Source organism: Corynebacterium sp. ED61, from assembly GCF_015233855.1.
GTDB lineage: Bacteria > Actinomycetota > Actinomycetes > Mycobacteriales > Mycobacteriaceae > Corynebacterium > Corynebacterium dentalis.
In genome coordinates this window covers 46,249-65,517 of the sequence record NZ_JADGIT010000007.1, presented here as the reverse complement: position 1 = coordinate 65,517, position 19,269 = coordinate 46,249, and the positions used below count along the sequence as shown (strand labels likewise).

The window sequence follows — 19,269 nt, the reverse complement described above, 5'->3', positions numbered from 1 at the left end:
GTGTTACGACACACTGAACGGGACACTGAGCGGTGCTCCTGGACCGGGTCCACCCGGTGAGCTCCGCTAGAGCTCAGACTTACGAGAACGCCCCAGCAACTGCTGCAACGCAGCCTTCGCATCCTCACCGTTGTGACAGATCTCCACCACTGCGTCCGTAATAGGCATCTCCACACCCACCTTGCGCGCCAGCTCCGCAACGGACTGGCTGGAGACCACGCCCTCTGCCACTTGGCCCTTCGTCTCTTCCGCGGCTTCTTCGACCGTTTTTCCCTGGGCCAAGTGGAAACCGAACGTGCGGTTACGCGAGAGCTTGGAGGCACATGTGGCCACCAAATCACCCATTCCCGCCAACCCGGCAAGCGTGCGGGGATCGCCACCCAGCTCCAGCGCCAGACGAGTCGTCTCCGCCAAACCACGCGTCACCACGGTGGCCGCAGTGTTATCGCCAAAGCCCATGCCAGCCGAAATGCCCGCAGCCAGCGCAATCACGTTCTTGCATGTACCCGCGACTTCGCAACCCACCACGTCCGTGTTGGTATACGGACGGAAATAAGGTGCCGCCACCGCAGCCTGGATCAGCTGCGCACGGTCTGTGTTCTCACACGCCACCACAGTCGCCGCAGGCTGACCCGCCGCCACCTCCTTCGCCAGGTTCGGGCCAGTCAACACTGCAATACGGTCACTATCTGCTTCCGTCACCTCAGCGATCAGCTGACTCATCCGCAGCCCCGTGCTGTGCTCGATGCCCTTTGCGAGCGACACAAGCGAGGCGTCGGAAGAAATCAACCCCTTCCACTGCTCCAGGTTCTTGCGCAACGACTGCGACGGCACGCCAAACACAACGATCTCCGCATCCTGGAGTGCCTCGGCGGGATCGGAAGTTCCATAGAGACACTCCGGAAGCGCGATATCCCCGAGGTAGGAAGAATTCCGGTGGTTATCGCGAATGTCGGCGGCGACTTCCTCGCGCCGGGCCCACACGGAAACCTGGTTGCCGGCGTCTGCGAAAACCTTGCCCACCGTGGTGCCCCAGGATCCTGCCCCCATCACTGCGACCTGTACCATCCGCTTCCTTCCTCAATCCTGTTCTGTGCGCTCATTATGCGATACTTTGAAACGATAACTGCTAGTTACCGCTCGATGACGACCAAACACCCGCGCGAAGCTGGAAATGCGCGAATACGGTGAGCGAATTTTTGTTCCTGTGACGGCAGCTTAATGAAAAACTGCACTAAACACCTGCTTTGTGAGGAATTGACTCTGTGATCTCCCATTCTGGAATCGGCGATTTGTCCACGTCCCTCGCGCTGTCTCACCACGGCACCGGACACATCAGCCGCATCGGATCCCGCCCGGCTGAGGAATTCGCGCGTCCTACCTTCGCATCAGGCGCAGTGCTGTGGCGTCGACCAGAAGGCTCCCCTGCCGGCCAGGGCGAGGGCTTCACGGACGCTGGCTTGGGTGGAAACGAAGGCATTGAGATCGCAGTGGTTCACCGCCCTCGTTACGACGACTGGTCCCTACCCAAGGGCAAAGTTGACCCCGGCGAGAATTTGCCTGGCACGGCGCTCCGCGAGATCAAAGAGGAAACCGGACTCGATGCCACCCTCGGCTGGCTGCTGGGTTACGTGCACTACCCAGTCAGCTCCCGCACCAAGGTGGTCTACTACTGGACCGCTGAGGTGACCTCGGGAACCTTCGTGGCCAACGAGGAAGTCGATGAACTCCGTTGGGTCAGCTTCGACGAAGCCGCCGAGCTGCTCACCTACGATGTTGACCGCGAAGTCATCGACGCTGCCCGCGGATTGCTTTCCCTGGGCTGCGACCGCCGCGTGCTCTACATCCGCCACGCCAAGGCTCACGACCGTAAGGGGTGGGCCGGCGACGACAACCTGCGCCCGCTGACCAAGAAGGGACGCCGCCAGTCCGAAATGCTCGTGTCCACTGTGGAGGGCTACCGCCCCACCCAGCTGGCCAGCGCCTACCCCGAGCGCTGCGTACACACCGCTGAGCCCACCGCTCAGGACCTCGGCTTGGAACTGAACGTGAACCCGCAGCTCGGCGATTCCGGATGGCGCGAAGATCCCAACGCTGCCGTGGATGCCTTCCACGCTGCAACCGCTGCCCCCATCTCCGTGGTGGTTGGCCAAGGTACCGCAATCCCCGGAGTTATGGGACGCATCTGCGCAGATCAGGATATTGAAATCGAGGACATGCGCGTGAAGAAATCCAGCATCTGGGTGCTGCACTTCAGGGGCGACCAGCTGCTGGGGCTGGACTACCTGGCCAGCCCCCTGCCGGTGAAGTAGCTGCGACCCTAGAGGGTCTGTGGCTTAAACGCCGGACGAGACTTCTCGTAAGTCTCGATCTTGTCCTCCTGGCGCAGAGTCAGGCCGATGTCATCCAGGCCCTCCATCAAGCGCCAGCGAGTGTAATCGTCCACCTCAATCTGGAAGGTGTGATTACCCAGCGTTGCGGTGCGCTCTTCCAGGTTGATCGTCATTTCTTGGCCGGGGTTCTGCTCCAGCAGCTTGAAGATCAGCTCGATATCCGATTCCTCCAGCTGCGCCGCGAGCAGGCCCGCCTTGCCTGAGTTTCCGCGGAAGATGTCCGCGAAGCGGCTGGAGAGAACCACGCGGAAACCGTAGTCCATCAGCGCCCACACTGCGTGTTCACGCGAGGAACCAGTACCGAAGTCTGGGCCCGCGACCAGCACGGACGCATTCTCATAAGGCTTTTGGTTGAGCACGAAGGTGGGGTCTTTGCGCCATGCGGCGAACAGGCCGTCTTCAAAGCCGGTGCGGCTCACGCGCTTTAGGTAGACGGCGGGGATTATCTGGTCGGTGTCCACGTTTGAGCGGGTCAGCGGTGCTGCCACGCCGGTGTGGGTAGTGAACTTCTCCATGGGCTAACTCCTGACGGGTGGGAAGTTGGAAATGAGGTCTCGTGTGTTGAGCTATGAGGCGCTGAGCGGGCCGCGCGTAGGTTGCGGCGAGGTTGTTCGCCGCAGGCCCTGCTGTGTTGCCCTAGTTTTGTGCCGACGCCAACGCCGGCTCCAAATCAGCTGGTGAAGACAAGGTGCCACGGATGGCCGTTGCCGCTGCGACAGGAGGCGAGACCAGGTGAGTACGGGATCCCTTGCCCTGACGGCCCTCAAAGTTGCGGTTGGAGGTGGACGCAGAGCGCTCTCCGACATCGAGCTGATCTGGGTTCATACCCAGGCACATGGAGCAGCCCGCCGTGCGCCATTCGGCACCAGCTTCTTCGAAGATCTTGTCCAGGCCCTCTTCTTCGGCCTGCACCTTTACGCGAGCCGAGGATGGAACCACGAGCATGCGCACGTCATCGGCAACCTTGTGTCCCTTGATGACTTCCGCTGCCACGCGGAGATCCTCGATACGGGAGTTGGTGCAAGAACCGAGGAAGACGGTATCGATCTTGATCTCACGCAAGGGGGTGCCGGGCTCGAGGTCCATGTACTCCAATGCGCGCTCAGCGGCGGCACGGTCACTGTCGTTAGTGAAGTCCTCCAGAGCCGGGACAGTCTCTCCCAGAGGCAGGCCTTGACCGGGGTTGGTACCCCAAGTCACGAAGGGAGTTAGGGCTGCGCCGTCGATGTGTACGACGGTGTCGAAGTCTGCGTCGGCGTCGGTCTGTAAGGACTTCCAGTACTCCACCGCGGCGTCCCACTGTTCACCTTGAGGTGCGTGAGGGCGTCCCTTGACGTACTCGAAGGTGGTCTCATCTGGGGCGATCATGCCTGCGCGGGCGCCGGCCTCGATGGACATGTTGCACATGGTCATGCGGGCTTCCATGGACAGCTTGCGGATGGCCTCGCCACGGTACTCGATGATGTGGCCTTGGCCGCCGCCGGTGCCGATCTTGGCGATGATGGCCAGAATCAGATCTTTCGAGGTCACGCCAGGCTGCAGCTCGCCGGAAACTTCGATGGCCATGGTCTTGAATGGCTTCAGTGGCAGGGTCTGGGTGGCCATGACATGCTCCACCTCAGAGGTGCCGATTCCCATGGCGATGGAGCCGAACGCGCCGTGAGTAGAAGTGTGGGAGTCACCGCACACCACGGTCATGCCGGGCTGGGTCAGGCCGAGCTGTGGGCCCACGGTGTGGACGATGCCCTGCTCGATATCACCCATGGAGTGCAGGCGGATGCCGAACTCTTCAGCGTTGTCACGCAAGGTGGAGACTTGGAGACGAGATGTTGGCTCTTGGATCTCCAGCAGGTTGCCGGAGGACACACCGATGGTAGGAACGTTGTGATCCTCCGTGGCGATGGTCAGGTCTGGACGGCGAACCTTGCGGCCGGCCTGGCGCAGTCCATCGAATGCCTGCGGAGAGGTGACCTCGTGGACGAGGTGAAGGTCGATGAACAGCAGATCTGGCCCGCCATCCTGACCTTCGGCGACTACATGGTCGCGCCACACCTTTTCGGCGAGAGTTAAAGGCTTGTCCGTCACGATCTCTCCTCGTTGTCTCATGCAGAGTCTGCTGCATGTTCTGTTGCAGAAGTCTTCTAGTGGATTGCTTGCGGTGACCTAGTGGTTGCCCACAATGCACGGGGCTTGGATGGTTTCCAAAGCTGCCCCAGCCGAGTGACCACAGTTGCGTCTCACATGGCTTGTTCCACTGGATGGAATGTATAGTATCAAATCATGGGACAAAACAAAGACGTGCCCGCCGTAAGTGGCATCCAGGTTCTCGATCGCGCGATCTTCCTCCTCAGCGTGATCGCCAAGGAGCCGCGCAACCTCGCCGAGTTGTGCGAAATCACCGGACTCCCCCGTGCCACGGCCCACCGTATCGCCGTGGCCTTGGAGAAGCATCGACTGATTGAGCGCATGCCTGATAGTCAGTGGACTGCCGGCCCTGCGTTGGCTGAACTTGCTCCTCATTCTAGTTCCCGCCTCGAGGACGCCGCAGAGCACATCTTGCCGCGCCTCATGCAGGAGACTAACGAATCCGTGCAGCTGTATCGGCGCAGCGGCATGGAGCGTGTGTGCATTGCCAACGCAGAACCAACCGCAGGTTTGCGCGATACCGTCCCCGTGGGCACACGCATGACACTCGAGGCAGGTTCCGCCGCGAAGATCCTGGTCGCATACGGTTCTGCCTCTCTGCAAAAAGACGTTCTTCCTACCGCAGCCTTCGACGCTAAGGAACTGGAACGAATTGTGCGCGACGGCGTGTCCGAGTCTTCAGCCGAGCGCGACCCCTCACTTGCCTCCGCGTCCGTACCCATTTTCGACGCCAGCGGCGCCCTGATCGCAGCCCTGTCCATCTCCGGACCGGTTGGCCGAATTGGGGGCGCTCCTGCGGAGCGGTTCGGAAGCCAACTCAAGGAAGCAGCTCGCCAAATCGAAGAGCAGCTGGGTTAAGTTCACGCGCTGCTGCAGCAACCTGAGGTTAATTAGGGGCTAAACAAAGAAAAGTCCCTCTCCGGTTAACGCTTACAACGTTGACGAGAGAGGGGACTTTTCGGTTGGTACCCCGTACGGGATTTGAACCCGTGTTACCGGCGTGAGAGGCCAGCGTCCTAGGCCGCTAGACGAACGGGGCATGTCTATGTAGACATAAATGTTCGTTAGGAACGAGAGGTAACTCTACACAGATTCTTCATTCCGCACCTAATCCGCAGGTGAGGGCAGCTTTATCGCGCGTTCCTCAACTTGCCCCATTTCGTCCCCAGCCTACTTCTGCCCTCAGCCCCTCCAGCCTTACTTCCCAACTCTCACTTTCTTACTTCCACTCCCCAAAAGTCAGTCTCCCACACGCACCCACTTCCGCTCTGCTTTTGCACCCCTCCACCTTCGCCTCGCTCCGTCTTGCAGCTTTCGTCCAGGTGTTCTTGAAGTGGTGGGATTCAAGTTTCGCCGTGGCCGTCTTTGTGGATCGTCAAATCCCGGCGGAATCCATATCACTTTGTCCCCTGTGCTCGGGTCCGCGCTAAGAGTCCACCAACGGTCTCGATTCTTTCTCGAGTCATCCACTCGGGCGTGCATGCGAGGATCAGCAAAGGTCAAATTTTCTAGGTCAGTCATACCTCCTTCTTCCCAGCCCTTGATGTGATGCATGTGGCAGCGAGCAGGAGGTGCAGTGGAGCCAGGTGCCGTCGAACCTCCTTCCTCACCACACAGTGCGAGGTACTGATCCAGACTGCCCAGACGCCGCGACCTGCCTAACCACAGAGTTCTGCCGTTGAGATCCAGAACTTGCAGATAGAAATCTCGCGCCAAAGTCCCCTCGATCAGCTCGTTCATACCGATTTTCATGTTCGTATCAGTCAGTCCGAATCCGCGCCCCTCCAACAACTCACGGAGGTTCACCACGGCCACTATCGAGGTACTGCCCCGCCGCGGTTTCAGTTCAAAGTCGCGTAATGGCGGGATGAATTCCTCATCGCCTTCCTCTTTAACATCCTCTTCAGCCTTCTCCTCAACGTCGCGTCGTCTCAGCCCCTCTTCGCCTAGCCCTTCCTCCTCGTAATTAGAGCTATCGTCCGCCTGCGAGCCCCACTCACCGAACTCCTCCCCGAAAGCGTTGCCAAACTCTTCGCGCAGAGTCTCGCGCTCCTCTCTGGAGAAGCTGTTAAACAACGCAGACTCCAAACAGTCGTGCGCACGTTGCGAAGGGCTCCGTGGATCATCGTTGAAACCGTGATCACTCAATTCGCTGTCTTTGAGCAGCCCACCAGCCGTCGCATGGTCTGCGAGCAGCCTCTGGAACACGGCTGCACATCGCGGGGTCAGACAACCTTTGATGGAGCTCATCCCATCCGCGCCTTGCCGGGAGATCTTGATACCTCGCTTCCGACCGTGATCTTTGGGCTCATACTCGGGCTCCTCCTCTCCAAGTAGCGCCCACAGTAAATCATTCAGCTCGTTCAACACTTCCGGTCCACACTGTTCCGCTAGGTCTGCAATGATCTTGTCTCCGCGCTCCACGAGTAGATCATGCGTTCTATCCGGCATGGATTTGATGGCCTTATCGACCCGGCGAACCCCCTCCTCATTCAGAGTTCCATTCTTCACCAGTTCATGGATTTTAGGCATATATTTCTTCGACGGGCGCACATCTGGCCCTTTCGGCCGATCATCCAAGCGCTCCACCGCCACCATAATCCCGCGAGCCTCCAGCGAGGTAAATCCAAACTCCATCATCAGCCACTGCGGGCGCTTATGTTTGCCCAACGGCATATGTTCCTCGTGCGCGCACACGAACCCCACATCGGCATTAGTCAGCATCCTTCTTGAGGTGGTGACCAGCGCATAGTAATCCGGACGCTCATCTGCACTGATCCGCTCCCACATATCAGCGTTACGCCCTGCCACGCGCGCCGTTACCTCTGCCAAAAGCTCCAGATCCGCCTGAAAGTCCTGCAAACTATCGACGTGCCCCGCGCCAAAATTAGCCGCCGCACTCGACCCCTCCGCGCCATCACATATAGGACTACTCACGTTCATCACCCCCAAATCCCCTCTTATGTCTCAACACGACAACAAGCCCCTGCTGCCGCATCCCCAACTTGCTTCCCGCAAATTTCCTAGCTACAGTTTAGAACACCTGATCTAACCTCCACAACCCCTACCGCCAACTTTCTTCAAAAATTTTTCACGCCCACCATTACGGTCGGTAGCCAGTCCCCTTTCTTTCTCGCCGACGCCAAACTCACCCGCACACAACACCCTTCCCCGCCCCTCACAAACCAATAAACCCACGCACCAGAAGGTCATCGATGCCGCACAACACCACCAAGACCATCTCCCCCGATGAACTCCGCGCACGCCGGTTGATCGCGCAGCTACTGGCCCCCAGCCAGGCCCATCCTCTCCAAATCAACGGCGCCGATAATCCCGTCGCAGCCGCAACAGCAGTCACAGCAGTCGCAGCCGTCACCGAGTGGATGGTCGCCACCCAGTTCCAGCTCCGCAATTCCGGACTAGATGCCCTCGCCATCCGCTCAAACACGGACAAACAGCACGTAGAAGAGGCGATTAAGCAAGGTCACGTTGTGCGCAGCTGGTCCCAACGCGGCACACATCACGCGCTCTACGCGCCGGATGTCAGCTGGGTGACTCGCGTGTGCACGCCACGAGTCCAGGCAGCTTCGAGTAAGCGACGGGCGGGGTTGGGTCTCACGGACGACGCAGTAGACACAGCTCGCACTGCGCTCATCAAGGCTCTCGAACAAGCTCAACAACCGCTGTCCAGAACGCAGTGCTACGAGGTCTTCCGCGAAGCTGGCGTGGATCCCGATGAACAGCGCGGCCCGCACATGCTGCGGCACTTCGGCGGGGAGGGCGAGATTATCCAGGGCCCTCCCCACGGCAATCTGGAATCGTTTGTGCTGCATGACAAGGTGGTTGGTCAGGCGCGTGACGTCGATAAGAAATTGGGACGGGAGCGTGCTATCGGCGAGCTTGCGACGCGCTACATCAACTCGCACGGCCCGGCCACGGCGCAGGATTTCGCGTGGTGGAGCGGGCTTACGGTCAGGGAGGCCAAGGCCGGCTTCGCGGAGGCGCACACCACAAGCACTCCGCCCATCGAAGTGACCTGCGAGAACGTCACCTACTGGATGGGCGCGTGGCAATCCACGGTCACGGAAGAGGAGCTGATCCACGCCCTCACACACACGCTCCGCCTACCCGCTTTCGACGAATACATCCTGGGCTACAAGGACCGCTCACAAGTCATGGATGCGGCGCTGATTCCGGAGGTCGGGCCGTCGAAGAACGGAATGTGTTGGCCGTTCGTTGTGCACGCTGGGGTGGTGCAGGGGCGGGCGTCGGATTAGTCACGCCCGTCTCTTTCCACTTTCCCCGCGCGTGAAACCTTGGGAAAGGTGGCAAACAGGTATTTTAAAGGCGATGTCCAAGAACAGCGCCCTCCCCGTGACAGATTTCGTGGTTCCCGCCGCCGGTGGGGACCCAGTTCAGACGCTGCCGTATCGCGAGTACTACCGCGAGGTCAGCCGCGAGCAGCGCTTCCTCCACTTCTCTGCGTGGAAATTGATTTTGCGGCGCGTATACGTGGAGACGTTCTTTCGCGGTTTGATGGATAGAGGCGCGACGCTAGGGTTCTTCTCCCTGCTCACCGCCGTCCCCACCCTCCTGGCGTTCTACGCGATCACCACGCTGGTGCTGGATCAGAATCGACGCAAGGTCATCGAGATCACCGACCAGTTCATCAACGAAAACATCCCGGAAAACTTCACTGATGAGGCACGCAAGTTCATTGATACGATCATCGGTTCCACCGAACAATCGGTGATCACCCTGCTGATTTCCGTACTCATCGCGCTGTTTTCGTCTTCAGCCTATGTGCGTGCATTCTCCCGCACAGCGAACCTCATGTACGGCCGAGAAGAAGGCCGAAGCCTGGTGAGGACATGGCTGACCATGTGGGGGCTAACGATCCTGCTGGTCATGGGTCTTTCGCTCATCGCGTTTGGGTTTTTCTTGCGCGATGACATCCTCACTCCACTGCTCAACGCCATCTCCCAACCACTGGGCTGGGAGGGCTTCACCAGCTTCTTCCTAGATTCGTTCCTGCCGATTTGGGGCTACGTGCGGTGGCCGGTAATTTTCGCGATGTCCATGGTGATGATCGCGCTGCTCTACCACGGTGCCCCGAACGTGAAATACGGCCGAGTGCGGTGGCTGACCAGCGGTTCCGTATTCGCTCTGATCACGATGACGCTGGTGGGCATCGGTGTGCGGATCTACCTGAACAACTTCCTGCACGTCGGCATGTACGGGGCACTTGGCGGACTCATCGCCGGATGCGTGGGGCTCGTCCTGATTAACTCACTGTTGTTGTGTGGTCTCAAGATCGACGCCGAGGTCACCCGCGTTCGCGAACTCCAAGCCGGCATGCACTCAGAGGCGCTGATTCAGGTTCCCCCACGGTCCTCGGTAGGCGCGAACGTCAACAATGTCTTCAACGCGCAGCTGGTCGAGCAAGCCACTCGCTACCGCAAACGATACGGCGATACGGTTCGGCCCGCTACTGAATCGCCAGCTACTGCGCCTTAGGTCCAAGTTCTGCTTCGAGGACTTCCTGCACTACCTTCATCGCAGACAGTGCGGCCGGGGCGCCACAGTAGCCCGAGGAATGGATGACTGCCTCGGTAATTTCTTCCCGGGTGAGCCCGTTGTTCAGCCCACCCCGCACGTGCCCGCGCAGTTCTTCGGTGGCGCGCAGTGCCACCAGCATGCCGATGTTCAGCAGGCTACGGTCACGTCGAGAGAGGCCTTCACGCGTCCACACCGATCCCCACACGGTAGCCGTAACGTGCTTTTGCAGCTCTTCGCCGTCGGATCCTGCTGCTCGTTCGAGGGCGGCATCCACAAAGTCATCCCCCATGACTTCACGCCGCACCTGGATGCCGTCATCGAATCGGAAGTCTTCGCTCCCGAAATTCGCTTCATTGTTCTGGTTGCTGTAGTTCATGTCCCTCACTCTAGTGAGGAGCGAGACACCTCTTCGCAACTACACCGCAGCCAGCGCCTCAGCCACGGGGGTCTCACCGTCGTGGAAGTTGATCTGCTTGCCAATCGTCTTATCCTCATCCACTGCAGCCGCAACCACTTGGGCAACGTTAGCGCGGGACGTGGCAGGCACGTCCGACAGTTCCGTACCCTCCTGCACGTCAATCTTGCCCGTAGGCTCGTCTAAAGTCAGCGTAGATGGGCCGACGATTGTCCAGTCCAGCCCACTATTGCGCAGGTGCTCGTCTGCTTGCACCTTGGCGTTGAAGTAGGCGTACATGTCCTCGCTCTTGTCCACTCCGGGGAATTCGCCATCCACCATGTGTGAGTTAAAGAAGGAGACCATGACGTAGCGCTGCACTCCGGCCTTCTTGGCTGCCTCCATGGTGCGGATGGCGGCATCGCGGTCAATTGCCCACGTTTCTTCCTCTCCGGAGCCGCCCGCGCCAGCACTCCATACCACCACATCGGAGCCGCGGAAGACGTCGGCGATCTGGTCTTCATCGAGTTGCGTAACATCTTCGACGACAGGCTCCGCGCCAGCCTCACGCACATCATCTGCCTGCTCTTGTTTACGAATCAGCGAGCGCACGGTGTGGCCGTTGTCCGCTAGAAGTGGGGCCGCACGCAGGGCGACCTTACCGTGTCCACCAACGATCGTGACTGTTGACATGGTGATAAATCTCCATTTCCCGTCGTCTTGACGTAGGTTGTAGCTCGCCGAAGGTCGGCTTGGCCTCACGGGCCTATACCGCCTACAACGCACATTAACAGTGATAATTCCCGCGGGCAGATATCACGGCCGTGGCCAGGGCTTTCCGCGTTTTTCTTCCACGCTCTGGTTGAAGCGACGCAGCAACCGTGCGTAGGTCGCCACGTCTTCGGCGCTCCAATCATCCATGACTGTGGCGGCGCTGACTGCACGTGCGGCAAACTCCTGCTTCAGCAGTTCTGCCCCCTCTTTGCTGGGCTGATGCTTCTTCGCGGCTCCACCGTCCGGGTCTGCAATCTTTTCCACGAGTCCGTGCTTCATTGCGGCAGCGATCTGCCGGTGGACCGTGGAGACGTCCACGTCGAAGGCTTCCGCGAGTTCCGCCACGGACATGGGTCCTTCCGCGGTCAACCGGGAGAGCAACACAGCGGCGCTACGGTCCATCAGCGCTTGGCGGCCGTAAGGCTCCACTCCATGCAGGGGAATTCGAGACAGCAGCATGTGCTCGTAGACCATCATGTCGATGGCGACCCGCATGTCTGCCCCTACAGAGTCATCGGTCCGTGCATCCGAACCGAAAGACCCGCGAGGAGTTTGACGTTCAGTGTGATTGTCAGATGCCATGGCTCCATTGTGCACGAAATCTTGGGTGGCGATGTGACTCTTCACCCCACCAAGCGTACAGTTTGCATTATGCAAATTCGCAGGCCGGGTGCATAATCGCCCGTCCGTCCCCAGAAGACTCAACCCGGAAGGACATCTATTGACCCCGAAATCTTCCGAAAAACCACAACTAATCACCCCCACCTTCGTGGTGGCCTGGCTGATCAACTTCATCCAATATCTACTTTTCTACTTACTCATCACCACCATCGCACTGTACGCGGTCAAAGAATTCGCAGCCTCCGAGGCCGCCAGCGGCCTGGCCGCCAGCTCCTTCGTGATCGGCGCCACCATCGCCCGTATCTTCTCCGGCTATCTCACTGATCTGCTCGGCCAGCGCCCCATCCTGCTCACCGCCGTGGCGGTCGTGGCGGTAGCTTCGGCGCTCTACTTCCCCACTAACTCGCTGCCGCTGCTCATTGCCGTGCGCATCCTACACGGCTTCGCGTATGCCTTCGCCAGCACCGCGATCATGGCGGTCGTGCAGACCGGCATGCCCTCATCCAGGCGCGCAGAAGGTACCGGATTCTTCGCTCTCAGCTCCACGCTCGCCACTGCGGTGGGCCCGGCAGCTGGCCTATTCCTGGTGGACTCATACTCCCACGCCGTGCTGTTCGGCGTGACACTCGCGACGTCCCTGGCGGGTCTACTGCTCGCCCTGTTCTTGCGCATCCCCGCCAACCCTTCGGCGGGAGCGCAGGAGAAGTTCAGCTTGGCGTCCATCATCCATCCTTCGGTGCTCCCGATCGGCCTGTTCATGCTGCTCGTGGGCCTGTGTTACTCGGGCGTAATCACGTACCTGAACGGCTACTCGGTGGATCGCGGGCTGACCATGGGCGCCGGGTTGTTCTTCGTGGCCTACTCGGTGGTCATGCTGATCATGCGCTTTTTCTTGGGGCGCATTCAAGATGTACGCGGAGATAACCTTGTCATCGCACTGGGCTTAGTGTCCTTTTGCTGCGCACTGCTTCTGCTGGCAGTAGCGAGCGCGGATTGGATGGTCGTGCTCGCGGGCGCGTTGACGGGCATGGGTTATGGCACATTAATGCCCGCCTGCCAGGCCATCAGCGTGCGCTTGGTGCAGGCGCACGAGCTAGGCACGGGCATTTCCACAATGTTCCTGCTCATGGACGTAGGCCTCGGTGTGGGTCCGGTGTTCCTAGGCATGCTCGTGGGTACGGCTGGCTACGGCGCGATGTACATGTTCTTGGCCGCGGTATTGGTGGTTGCCAGCGCGCTGTACGTGGTGGTTCACGGTCGTCATCAAGATTTTCGACGCCAACAAGTCCAGCCCTAACAACCAAAATGACGGGGAAAATGGCCGAATTGCGCGATACAAGGAGTAACGTTCCTTTGGTTACATTCATCTCGGCTCACACTGCTGGGATCCCCTGCTAGAAAGTTCACATCATGACCGAACCGGCCCAACCCGCCAGCTCTGCCAGTTCCTCGCTTCACGACACTCCCAGCACTCCGCCGGGTGGCCGGGTCCATGCGAGAGTTGACTGTCCGCGCCATCATTTTGGGCGGCATCATCACGTTGGTTTTCACCGCAGCAAACGTTTATTTGGGCCTGAAGGTTGGTCTGACGTTCGCCACGTCGATTCCCGCAGCCGTCATTTCCATGGCGATTCTGCGCCGGTTCGCGCATCACACCATCGTGGAAAACAACATCGTGCAGACCATTGCTTCGGCGGCTGGCACGTTGTCCGCGATCATCTTTGTGCTTCCTGGCCTGATCATGATCGGCTTCTGGTCAGGATTCCCGTACTGGACCACAGCGTTTGTCTGCACCGTGGGTGGCATTTTGGGCGTGACGTACTCCATCCCGCTGCGCCGTGCACTGGTCACGGGCTCTGACCTTCCATACCCAGAGGGTCGCGCTGCCGGCGAGGTGCTGAAAGTCGGCGATGAGCAAGGATCCGCCGAAGAGAACAAGCGCGGCCTTCACGCCATCGTGGTGGGCGCTGTGGCTTCTGCCGGTTTCGCCCTCTTGGCGGCGCTCAAGGGTGTGGCAGGTTCGTTGTCCACTTACTTCAAGGTGGGCGCAGGTGCCACCACCATCGGCGGTTCCCTCTCGCTGGCGTTGATTGGTGTGGGCCACTTGGTGGGCATGTCCGTGGGCATCGCCATGATCGTGGGCCTGATCATATCCTTTGTGGTTCTTCTGCCTCTGAAGACCTCCGGATTGGTGGACGGACTCAGCGGCTCGGACGCTCTCGCGGACATCGTGGATACGTCCTTCTCTAGCGAAGTGCGCTTCATTGGCGCCGGCGCGATGGCCGTGGCGGCCGTCTGGACACTATTGAAGATCATCGGTCCCATCATCAAGGGCATCAAGGATTCGCTGACTTCCTTCCGCGCCCGCCACGACGGCCAGCAGGTTGCCTTGACCGAGCGCGATATCCCCTTCCCCGTCGTCGCCGGGGTCACGGTGGCATCGATGCTGCCCGTGGGTATTCTGCTGTGGCTATTCGTCGAGGACACGTCGATCATGCACCACGCCACCAGCTTGGTCATTGTCTCCATCGTGTATGTACTGTTGGTGGGCCTAATTGTCGCGTCCATCTGCGGTTACATGGCCGGTCTGATCGGCGCTTCGAACTCCCCTATTTCCGGCGTGGGCATCATCGTGGTGCTCTCCGCTGCCCTGCTCATTAAGGCCATCACCGGCACGGAGTCCCAGTCCAACCCAGAGGCACTGGTCGCATACACGCTGTTCACCGCCGCAGTGGTGTTCGGTATCGCCACCATTTCGAACGACAATCTACAGGACCTCAAGACCGGCCAGATCGTCGGCGCCACCCCATGGAAACAGCAGGTAGCGCTGATCATCGGTGTGCTATTTGGCTCCGCGATCATCCCGCCCGTGCTGCAACTGATGATGACCAGCTTCGGCTTCGTCGGCGCGCCGGGCGCTGGCGATGACGCCCTCGCCGCACCACAGGCGGCATTGCTATCCTCAGTGGCCTCGGGAATTTTTGGTAACTCTCTGGATTGGTCGCTGATCGGGCTGGGCGCGCTGATTGGTGTGGGAGTGATCCTCGTCGACGAAATCCTCCGCAAAACCACCAGCTTCTCCTTGCCGCCGCTGGCCGTGGGCATGGGCATGTACCTGCCAGTCACCCTGACTCTCATTATTCCGCTGGGTGCCGTGGTGGGCATGTACTACGACCGTTGGGCTGGCAAGCAGCGCAATCCAGAATCCACCAGGCGCTTGGGCATTTTGGTGGCTACGGGCTTGATCGTCGGTGAGTCCCTGTTCGGCGTGCTGAACGCGGGAATCATCGCTGCCGCCGGTGACGGCGACGCCCTCGCCGTCTTCCCCGAGTCCTGGTCTACCGCCGCCAACTGGCTCGGCCCGATCGTCTTCGTGCTGGCCGTGGCAGGTTGTTACCGTTTCGTCCAAGGTCTCGGCCGCAAGTCCTAACTGCCTAACCAGCAGTTTGTCTCGGCGGGTTTTAGACTCATTTTTATGAGCCTTGAGCATCCACTCACGTCCACCACCGTCGGCAGTCACGTGAGGGCTGCCGCCGGCGCCCCCGCACCACACGCCACCCCTCGTAAATTCTGGACCGGTCTGTCCCGCGCAGTGCAAGACCGTATCTCCGATGATTGGGAATCCACCCGTAAGGCATACGTCGCAACCCGCCAGCAGCACTATTTCTCCGCGGAGTTCCTCATGGGACGCGCGCTTCTGAACAACCTCACCAACCTAGGTCTGGTGGAAGATGCATCCGCCGCCACCCGCGAGTTCGGCCAGGAGCTCACGGACATCCTCGAGGTGGAAAATGACGCGGCACTGGGAAACGGTGGCCTGGGCCGCCTGGCTGCCTGTTTCCTCGATTCCGCCGTGACCCAGGACTACCCCGTGACCGGCTACGGCATCCTCTACCGATTCGGCCTGTTTCGCCAGTCCTTCGATAACGGCTTTCAGATCGAGCGCCCTGATCCGTGGCATGAGGAAGAGTATCCCTTCACCATTCGCCGTGCATCGGATCAGCTTGTCGTTCATTTCGACGACATGAAAGCTCGTGCCATTCCCTACGACATGCCCATCACCGGCTATGGCACCAACAATGTAGGCACGCTGCGCCTGTGGAAGGCCGAGCCGTGGGAGGAGTTCGATTACGACGCATTCAATTCCCAACGATTCACCGAGGCCATCGTGGAGCGCGAGCGCGTCTCCGATATTTGTAGGGTGCTCTACCCCAATGACACCACCTACGAGGGCAAGAAGCTGCGCGTCCGCCAGCAGTACTTCTTCACCTCAGCCTCCCTGCAGGCGATCATCGCCTCACACCTAGCCAACCACGGTGACCTGTCGACGTTCGGCGAGTTCAACAGTATTCAACTCAATGACACCCACCCGGTGCTGGCCATCCCGGAACTCATGCGCATCCTGATGGACGAGCACGGCATGGGATGGGAACAGGCATGGGAGATCGTCACCCAGACCTTCGCCTACACCAACCACACGGTGCTGACAGAAGCTCTGGAGCAGTGGGATCAGCAGATTTTCCAACAGCTGTTCTGGCGCGTGTGGGAGATCATCGCGGAAATTGATCGTCGATTCCGCATGGAAAGCGCCGCTGCTGGCGTCGACGAAGAAACGATTCAACGCACCGCGCCGATCCAGCACGGCACCGTCCACATGGCATGGATCGCCTGCTACGCAGCGTATTCCATCAATGGAGTGGCGGCGCTGCACACCGAGATCATCAAGGCAGAAACGCTGGCGGATTGGCACAATCGCTGGCCAGAAAAGTTCAACAACAAGACCAACGGAGTGACCCCGCGGCGTTGGTTGCGCATGATCAATCCGCGGCTGTCGTCACTGCTCACGCGCCTGGTGGGCGATGATTCGTGGGTGACGGACTTGGACGTACTAAAGACCCTGCGCCACTACGCCGAAGACGATGCCGCGATGAGCGAATTGATGGACATCAAGGCTGCGAACAAGCGGGACTTCGCGGCGTGGATCGTGGAGCGACAGGGCGTGGAGGTGGATCCGGATTCCATCTTCGACGTCCAGATCAAGCGACTGCACGAATACAAGCGACAGCTGATGAACGCGCTGTATGTGCTGGATCTGTACTTCCGCATCAAGGAGGACGGACTGCGCGATATCGCACCACGCACGGTGATTTTCGGTGCGAAGGCCGCACCGGGATACACGCGGGCCAAGGCGATCATCAAGCTGATCAATCAGATCGCAGAGCTGGTCAACAATGATCCGGTTGTCTCTCCGCTGCTCAAGGTTGTGTTCGTGGAGAACTACAACGTCTCTCCTGCTGAGCACATCCTTCCGGCGTCGGATATCTCGCAGCAGATCTCGACGGCTGGCAAAGAGGCCTCGGGCACGTCGAACATGAAGTTCATGATGAACGGGGCGCTCACGCTGGGCACGATGGACGGCGCGAACGTGGAGATCGTGGATTCCGTCGGCGAGGACAACGCGTACATTTTCGGCGCTCGCGTGGAAGATCTGCCGGAGCTGCGGCGTAAATACAATCCGTATCAGCTCTACGAGACGGTGCCGGGCCTGAAGCGTGCGCTCGATGCGCTGGATAACGGCACATTGCATGACGATCACTCGGGCTGGTTCTACGATCTCAAGCGGTCCTTGTTGGACGGCTACGGCGAGGATGCCAGCGATTCCTACTACGTGCTCGGCGATTTCTCCGACTACCGGGAAACGCGGGATCGGATGGCCGCGGACTACGCTTCTCATCCTTTGGAGTGGGCGCGGATGGCGTGGATCAACATCTGCGAATCCGGCCGTTTCTCCTCGGATCGCACTATTCGCGACTACGCCACCGAGGTATGGAAGTTGCAGCCCACCCCTGCCGTTTATTAACGGTGGGATGGGCTGCGAGTTAAAGCAAGCTAGAGCGAGTTAGAGCGCGGCGATGATCTCGTCGACAGACTTCTTGGCATCGCCCAGCAGCATGTCCGTGTTCTCGTTGAAGAACAGTGGGTTCTGCACGCCCGCGTAGCCGGAGCCCATGGAGCGCTTGAACACGACGACCTTGTCAGCCTCCCAGACCTTGAGCACGGGCATACCCGCGATAGGTGAGCCGGGCTCTTCGGCGATGGGGTTGACCGTATCGTTTGCGCCGATGACTAACACCACGTCGATGTCAGCAAAGTCATCGTTTACCTCGTCCAGTTCCAGAACGATGTCATACGGCACCTTAGCTTCCGCCAGCAGCACGTTCATGTGTCCTGGCAGGCGTCCGGCCACTGGGTGGATGCCGAAGGTGACTTCCACGCCCTGCTCCTGCAGCTTGGACACCAGCGATGCCACTGGGTACTGCGCCTGAGCCACGGCCATTCCGTAGCCCGGGGTGATCATGACAGTCCTGGCGTTCTTGAGCATTTCTGCGGTGTCCTCCGCAGACACTTCGGTGTGCTCGCCGTACTCGCGATCATCGCTGACTGCGGCGTCTCCGCCGAAGCCGCCGAGGATCACGGAGATGAAGCTACGGTTCATGGCTTGGCACATGACGTAAGACAGGTAGGCGCCGGAGGAGCCCACCAGCGCGCCGACGATGATGAGCAGTGGGTTAGCCAGCATGAAGCCAGCGGCCGCCGCGGCCCAACCGGAGTAAGAGTTCAGCATGGATACGACGACCGGCATGTCGCCGCCGCCGATGGCCGCCACCAGGTGGAAGCCGAGGAACAGTGCGAGCACCAGCATTACAACGAGCGCGATCCACGCCACGGTGGTGTTCTCGTGACCAGCGGCAATGAAGACACCCATGCCCACCAGCGAGATCACGATCACGGCCAGGTTCAGCAGGTGACGTCCAGGAAGCACCAGTGGCTTGCCGTTCATCTTTCCGGACAGCTTCAGGTACGCCACGATGGAACCGGTCAGCGTCACGGCCCCGATGAAGATGCCCAGGTAGACCTCGCCCAAGTGGAAGGCCTCGATAGCTTCGGACTCTTCATCCGGAGCGATGAAGGAGTTGATGCCGATCAGCACGGCGGCCAGGCCCACGAAGCTGTGCAGCATCGCGATGAGCTCCGGCATGCCGGTCATCTCCACCTTCTTGGCGCGCGGGATACCAATGGCCGCGCCCAGCAGCATAGCCACCACAATCAACAGGACGGTGACCAGCGGGCCGTTGGAATCGTCTCCAGCGTTGATGGAGTTGACCACAGCCTTGGCGATGGTGGCGATAAGGGCGATGCCCATGCCTGCCATGCCGAACTTGTTGCCGCGGGTGGCGGTTTGCTGCTTAGACAGTCCTGCCAGAGCCAAAATGAATAGCAGACCAGCGACGATGTAGGCCAGGTTGGTGATCTTGTCCGTCCATTCCAGGACGTTGGGATTCACGATGGCTTGTTCGTTAGCCAAGTACAGAGTGTTCATGT

General features: G+C 59.8%; 15 protein-coding genes and 1 tRNA gene. 7 read left to right on the top strand and 9 right to left on the bottom strand.

The features are described 5' to 3' along the window. Window positions 1-66 precede the first annotated feature (66 nt). The gene (locus tag IM764_RS08585; protein WP_099297165.1) at window positions 67-1,068 is read right to left on the bottom strand and encodes an NAD(P)H-dependent glycerol-3-phosphate dehydrogenase; all 1,002 of its coding nucleotides are present in this window, start codon (window positions 1,066-1,068) and stop codon (window positions 67-69) included. Window positions 1,069-1,265: 197 nt separating this feature from the next. Here IM764_RS08585 and IM764_RS08580 point away from each other — a divergent pair, with 197 nt between their 5' ends. Then, window positions 1,266-2,312 (top strand): NUDIX hydrolase, encoded by a 1,047-nt coding sequence (locus tag IM764_RS08580; RefSeq protein WP_099297167.1) that lies wholly within the window; start codon window positions 1,266-1,268, stop codon window positions 2,310-2,312. Window positions 2,313-2,320: 8 nt separating this feature from the next. On the opposite strand, the gene leuD is transcribed toward IM764_RS08580, so the two are convergent. Next, the gene (leuD, locus tag IM764_RS08575) at window positions 2,321-2,908 is read right to left on the bottom strand and encodes a 3-isopropylmalate dehydratase small subunit (protein ID WP_194187547.1); all 588 of its coding nucleotides are present in this window, start codon (window positions 2,906-2,908) and stop codon (window positions 2,321-2,323) included. A gap of 121 nt (window positions 2,909-3,029) precedes the next feature. Beyond that, window positions 3,030-4,499: a 3-isopropylmalate dehydratase large subunit gene (gene leuC, locus IM764_RS08570; protein ID WP_194187546.1), complete on the bottom strand. Its 1,470-nt coding sequence runs from the start codon at window positions 4,497-4,499 to the stop codon at window positions 3,030-3,032. A 174-nt stretch (window positions 4,500-4,673) separates the two neighbouring features. Between leuC and IM764_RS08565 the strand changes: the two genes are divergently transcribed. Beyond that, entirely contained in the window at window positions 4,674-5,396 is a 723-nt protein-coding gene (locus IM764_RS08565; protein WP_099297173.1) for an IclR family transcriptional regulator, read from the top strand. Between the two features lie 105 nt (window positions 5,397-5,501). Here the strand turns inward: IM764_RS08565 and IM764_RS08560 are convergent. Then, window positions 5,502-5,577: transfer RNA gene (locus tag IM764_RS08560), tRNA-Glu, on the bottom strand. Window positions 5,578-5,777: 200 nt separating this feature from the next. Further along, complete coding sequence (locus IM764_RS08555) at window positions 5,778-7,475, bottom strand: HNH endonuclease signature motif containing protein (protein WP_194187545.1); 1,698 nt, start codon at window positions 7,473-7,475, stop codon at window positions 5,778-5,780. A gap of 278 nt (window positions 7,476-7,753) precedes the next feature. Here IM764_RS08555 and IM764_RS08550 point away from each other — a divergent pair, with 278 nt between their 5' ends. Together IM764_RS08550 and IM764_RS08545 are read left to right on the top strand one after the other, a co-directional pair. After that, a complete protein-coding gene (locus tag IM764_RS08550) occupies window positions 7,754-8,815 on the top strand; it encodes a winged helix DNA-binding domain-containing protein (protein WP_194187544.1) in 1,062 nt (353 codons plus the stop codon). Between the two features lie 73 nt (window positions 8,816-8,888). Further along, window positions 8,889-10,055 carry a YihY/virulence factor BrkB family protein gene (locus tag IM764_RS08545; protein WP_194187543.1) on the top strand — a complete coding sequence of 389 codons (1,167 nt, stop codon included), beginning with the start codon at window positions 8,889-8,891 and terminating at the stop codon, window positions 10,053-10,055. Here the strand turns inward: IM764_RS08545 and IM764_RS08540 are convergent. From IM764_RS08540 to IM764_RS08530, 3 genes are all read right to left on the bottom strand, one after another. Beyond that, complete coding sequence (locus IM764_RS08540) at window positions 10,042-10,473, bottom strand: carboxymuconolactone decarboxylase family protein (RefSeq protein WP_194187542.1); 432 nt, start codon at window positions 10,471-10,473, stop codon at window positions 10,042-10,044. The genes IM764_RS08545 and IM764_RS08540 overlap by 14 nt on opposite strands. Window positions 10,474-10,512: 39 nt before the next feature. Further along, window positions 10,513-11,184 carry an SDR family oxidoreductase gene (locus tag IM764_RS08535; RefSeq protein ID WP_194187541.1) on the bottom strand — a complete coding sequence of 224 codons (672 nt, stop codon included), beginning with the start codon at window positions 11,182-11,184 and terminating at the stop codon, window positions 10,513-10,515. 123 nt (window positions 11,185-11,307) lie between these two features. After that, window positions 11,308-11,847, bottom strand: a complete 540-nt coding sequence (locus IM764_RS08530; RefSeq protein ID WP_228073658.1) for a MarR family winged helix-turn-helix transcriptional regulator — start codon at window positions 11,845-11,847, stop codon at window positions 11,308-11,310. A gap of 139 nt (window positions 11,848-11,986) precedes the next feature. Between IM764_RS08530 and IM764_RS08525 the strand changes: the two genes are divergently transcribed. From IM764_RS08525 to malP, 3 genes are all read left to right on the top strand, one after another. Continuing rightward, window positions 11,987-13,183, top strand: a complete 1,197-nt coding sequence (locus tag IM764_RS08525) for an MFS transporter (RefSeq protein ID WP_194187540.1) — start codon at window positions 11,987-11,989, stop codon at window positions 13,181-13,183. 195 nt (window positions 13,184-13,378) lie between these two features. Continuing rightward, complete coding sequence (locus tag IM764_RS08520) at window positions 13,379-15,316, top strand: OPT family oligopeptide transporter (RefSeq protein ID WP_194187539.1); 1,938 nt, start codon at window positions 13,379-13,381, stop codon at window positions 15,314-15,316. Between the two features lie 45 nt (window positions 15,317-15,361). Further along, window positions 15,362-17,746, top strand: a complete 2,385-nt coding sequence (gene malP / locus IM764_RS08515) for a maltodextrin phosphorylase MalP (protein WP_194187538.1) — start codon at window positions 15,362-15,364, stop codon at window positions 17,744-17,746. 39 nt (window positions 17,747-17,785) lie between these two features. Here the strand turns inward: malP and pntB are convergent, their stop codons facing one another. Next, window positions 17,786-19,267 (bottom strand): Re/Si-specific NAD(P)(+) transhydrogenase subunit beta, encoded by a 1,482-nt coding sequence (gene pntB, locus IM764_RS08510; RefSeq protein ID WP_194187537.1) that lies wholly within the window; start codon window positions 19,265-19,267, stop codon window positions 17,786-17,788. Window positions 19,268-19,269: the final 2 nt, after the last annotated feature.

Coding starts and splice junctions, on each gene's coding strand:
- IM764_RS08585 (WP_099297165.1), bottom strand. CDS start 1,068: ATGGTACAGGTCGCAGTGATGGGGGCAGGATCCTGGGGCACCACGGTG.
- leuD (WP_194187547.1), bottom strand. CDS start 2,908: ATGGAGAAGTTCACTACCCACACCGGCGTGGCAGCACCGCTGACCCGC.
- leuC (WP_194187546.1), bottom strand. CDS start 4,499: ATGAGACAACGAGGAGAGATCGTGACGGACAAGCCTTTAACTCTCGCC.
- IM764_RS08565 (WP_099297173.1), top strand. CDS start 4,674: ATGGGACAAAACAAAGACGTGCCCGCCGTAAGTGGCATCCAGGTTCTC.
- IM764_RS08550 (WP_194187544.1), top strand. CDS start 7,754: ATGCCGCACAACACCACCAAGACCATCTCCCCCGATGAACTCCGCGCA.
- IM764_RS08545 (WP_194187543.1), top strand. CDS start 8,889: ATGTCCAAGAACAGCGCCCTCCCCGTGACAGATTTCGTGGTTCCCGCC.
- IM764_RS08540 (WP_194187542.1), bottom strand. CDS start 10,473: ATGAACTACAGCAACCAGAACAATGAAGCGAATTTCGGGAGCGAAGAC.
- IM764_RS08535 (WP_194187541.1), bottom strand. CDS start 11,184: ATGTCAACAGTCACGATCGTTGGTGGACACGGTAAGGTCGCCCTGCGT.
- IM764_RS08530 (WP_228073658.1), bottom strand. CDS start 11,847: ATGGCATCTGACAATCACACTGAACGTCAAACTCCTCGCGGGTCTTTC.
- IM764_RS08520 (WP_194187539.1), top strand. CDS start 13,379: ATGCGAGAGTTGACTGTCCGCGCCATCATTTTGGGCGGCATCATCACG.
- malP (WP_194187538.1), top strand. CDS start 15,362: ATGAGCCTTGAGCATCCACTCACGTCCACCACCGTCGGCAGTCACGTG.
- pntB (WP_194187537.1), bottom strand. CDS start 19,267: ATGAACACTCTGTACTTGGCTAACGAACAAGCCATCGTGAATCCCAAC.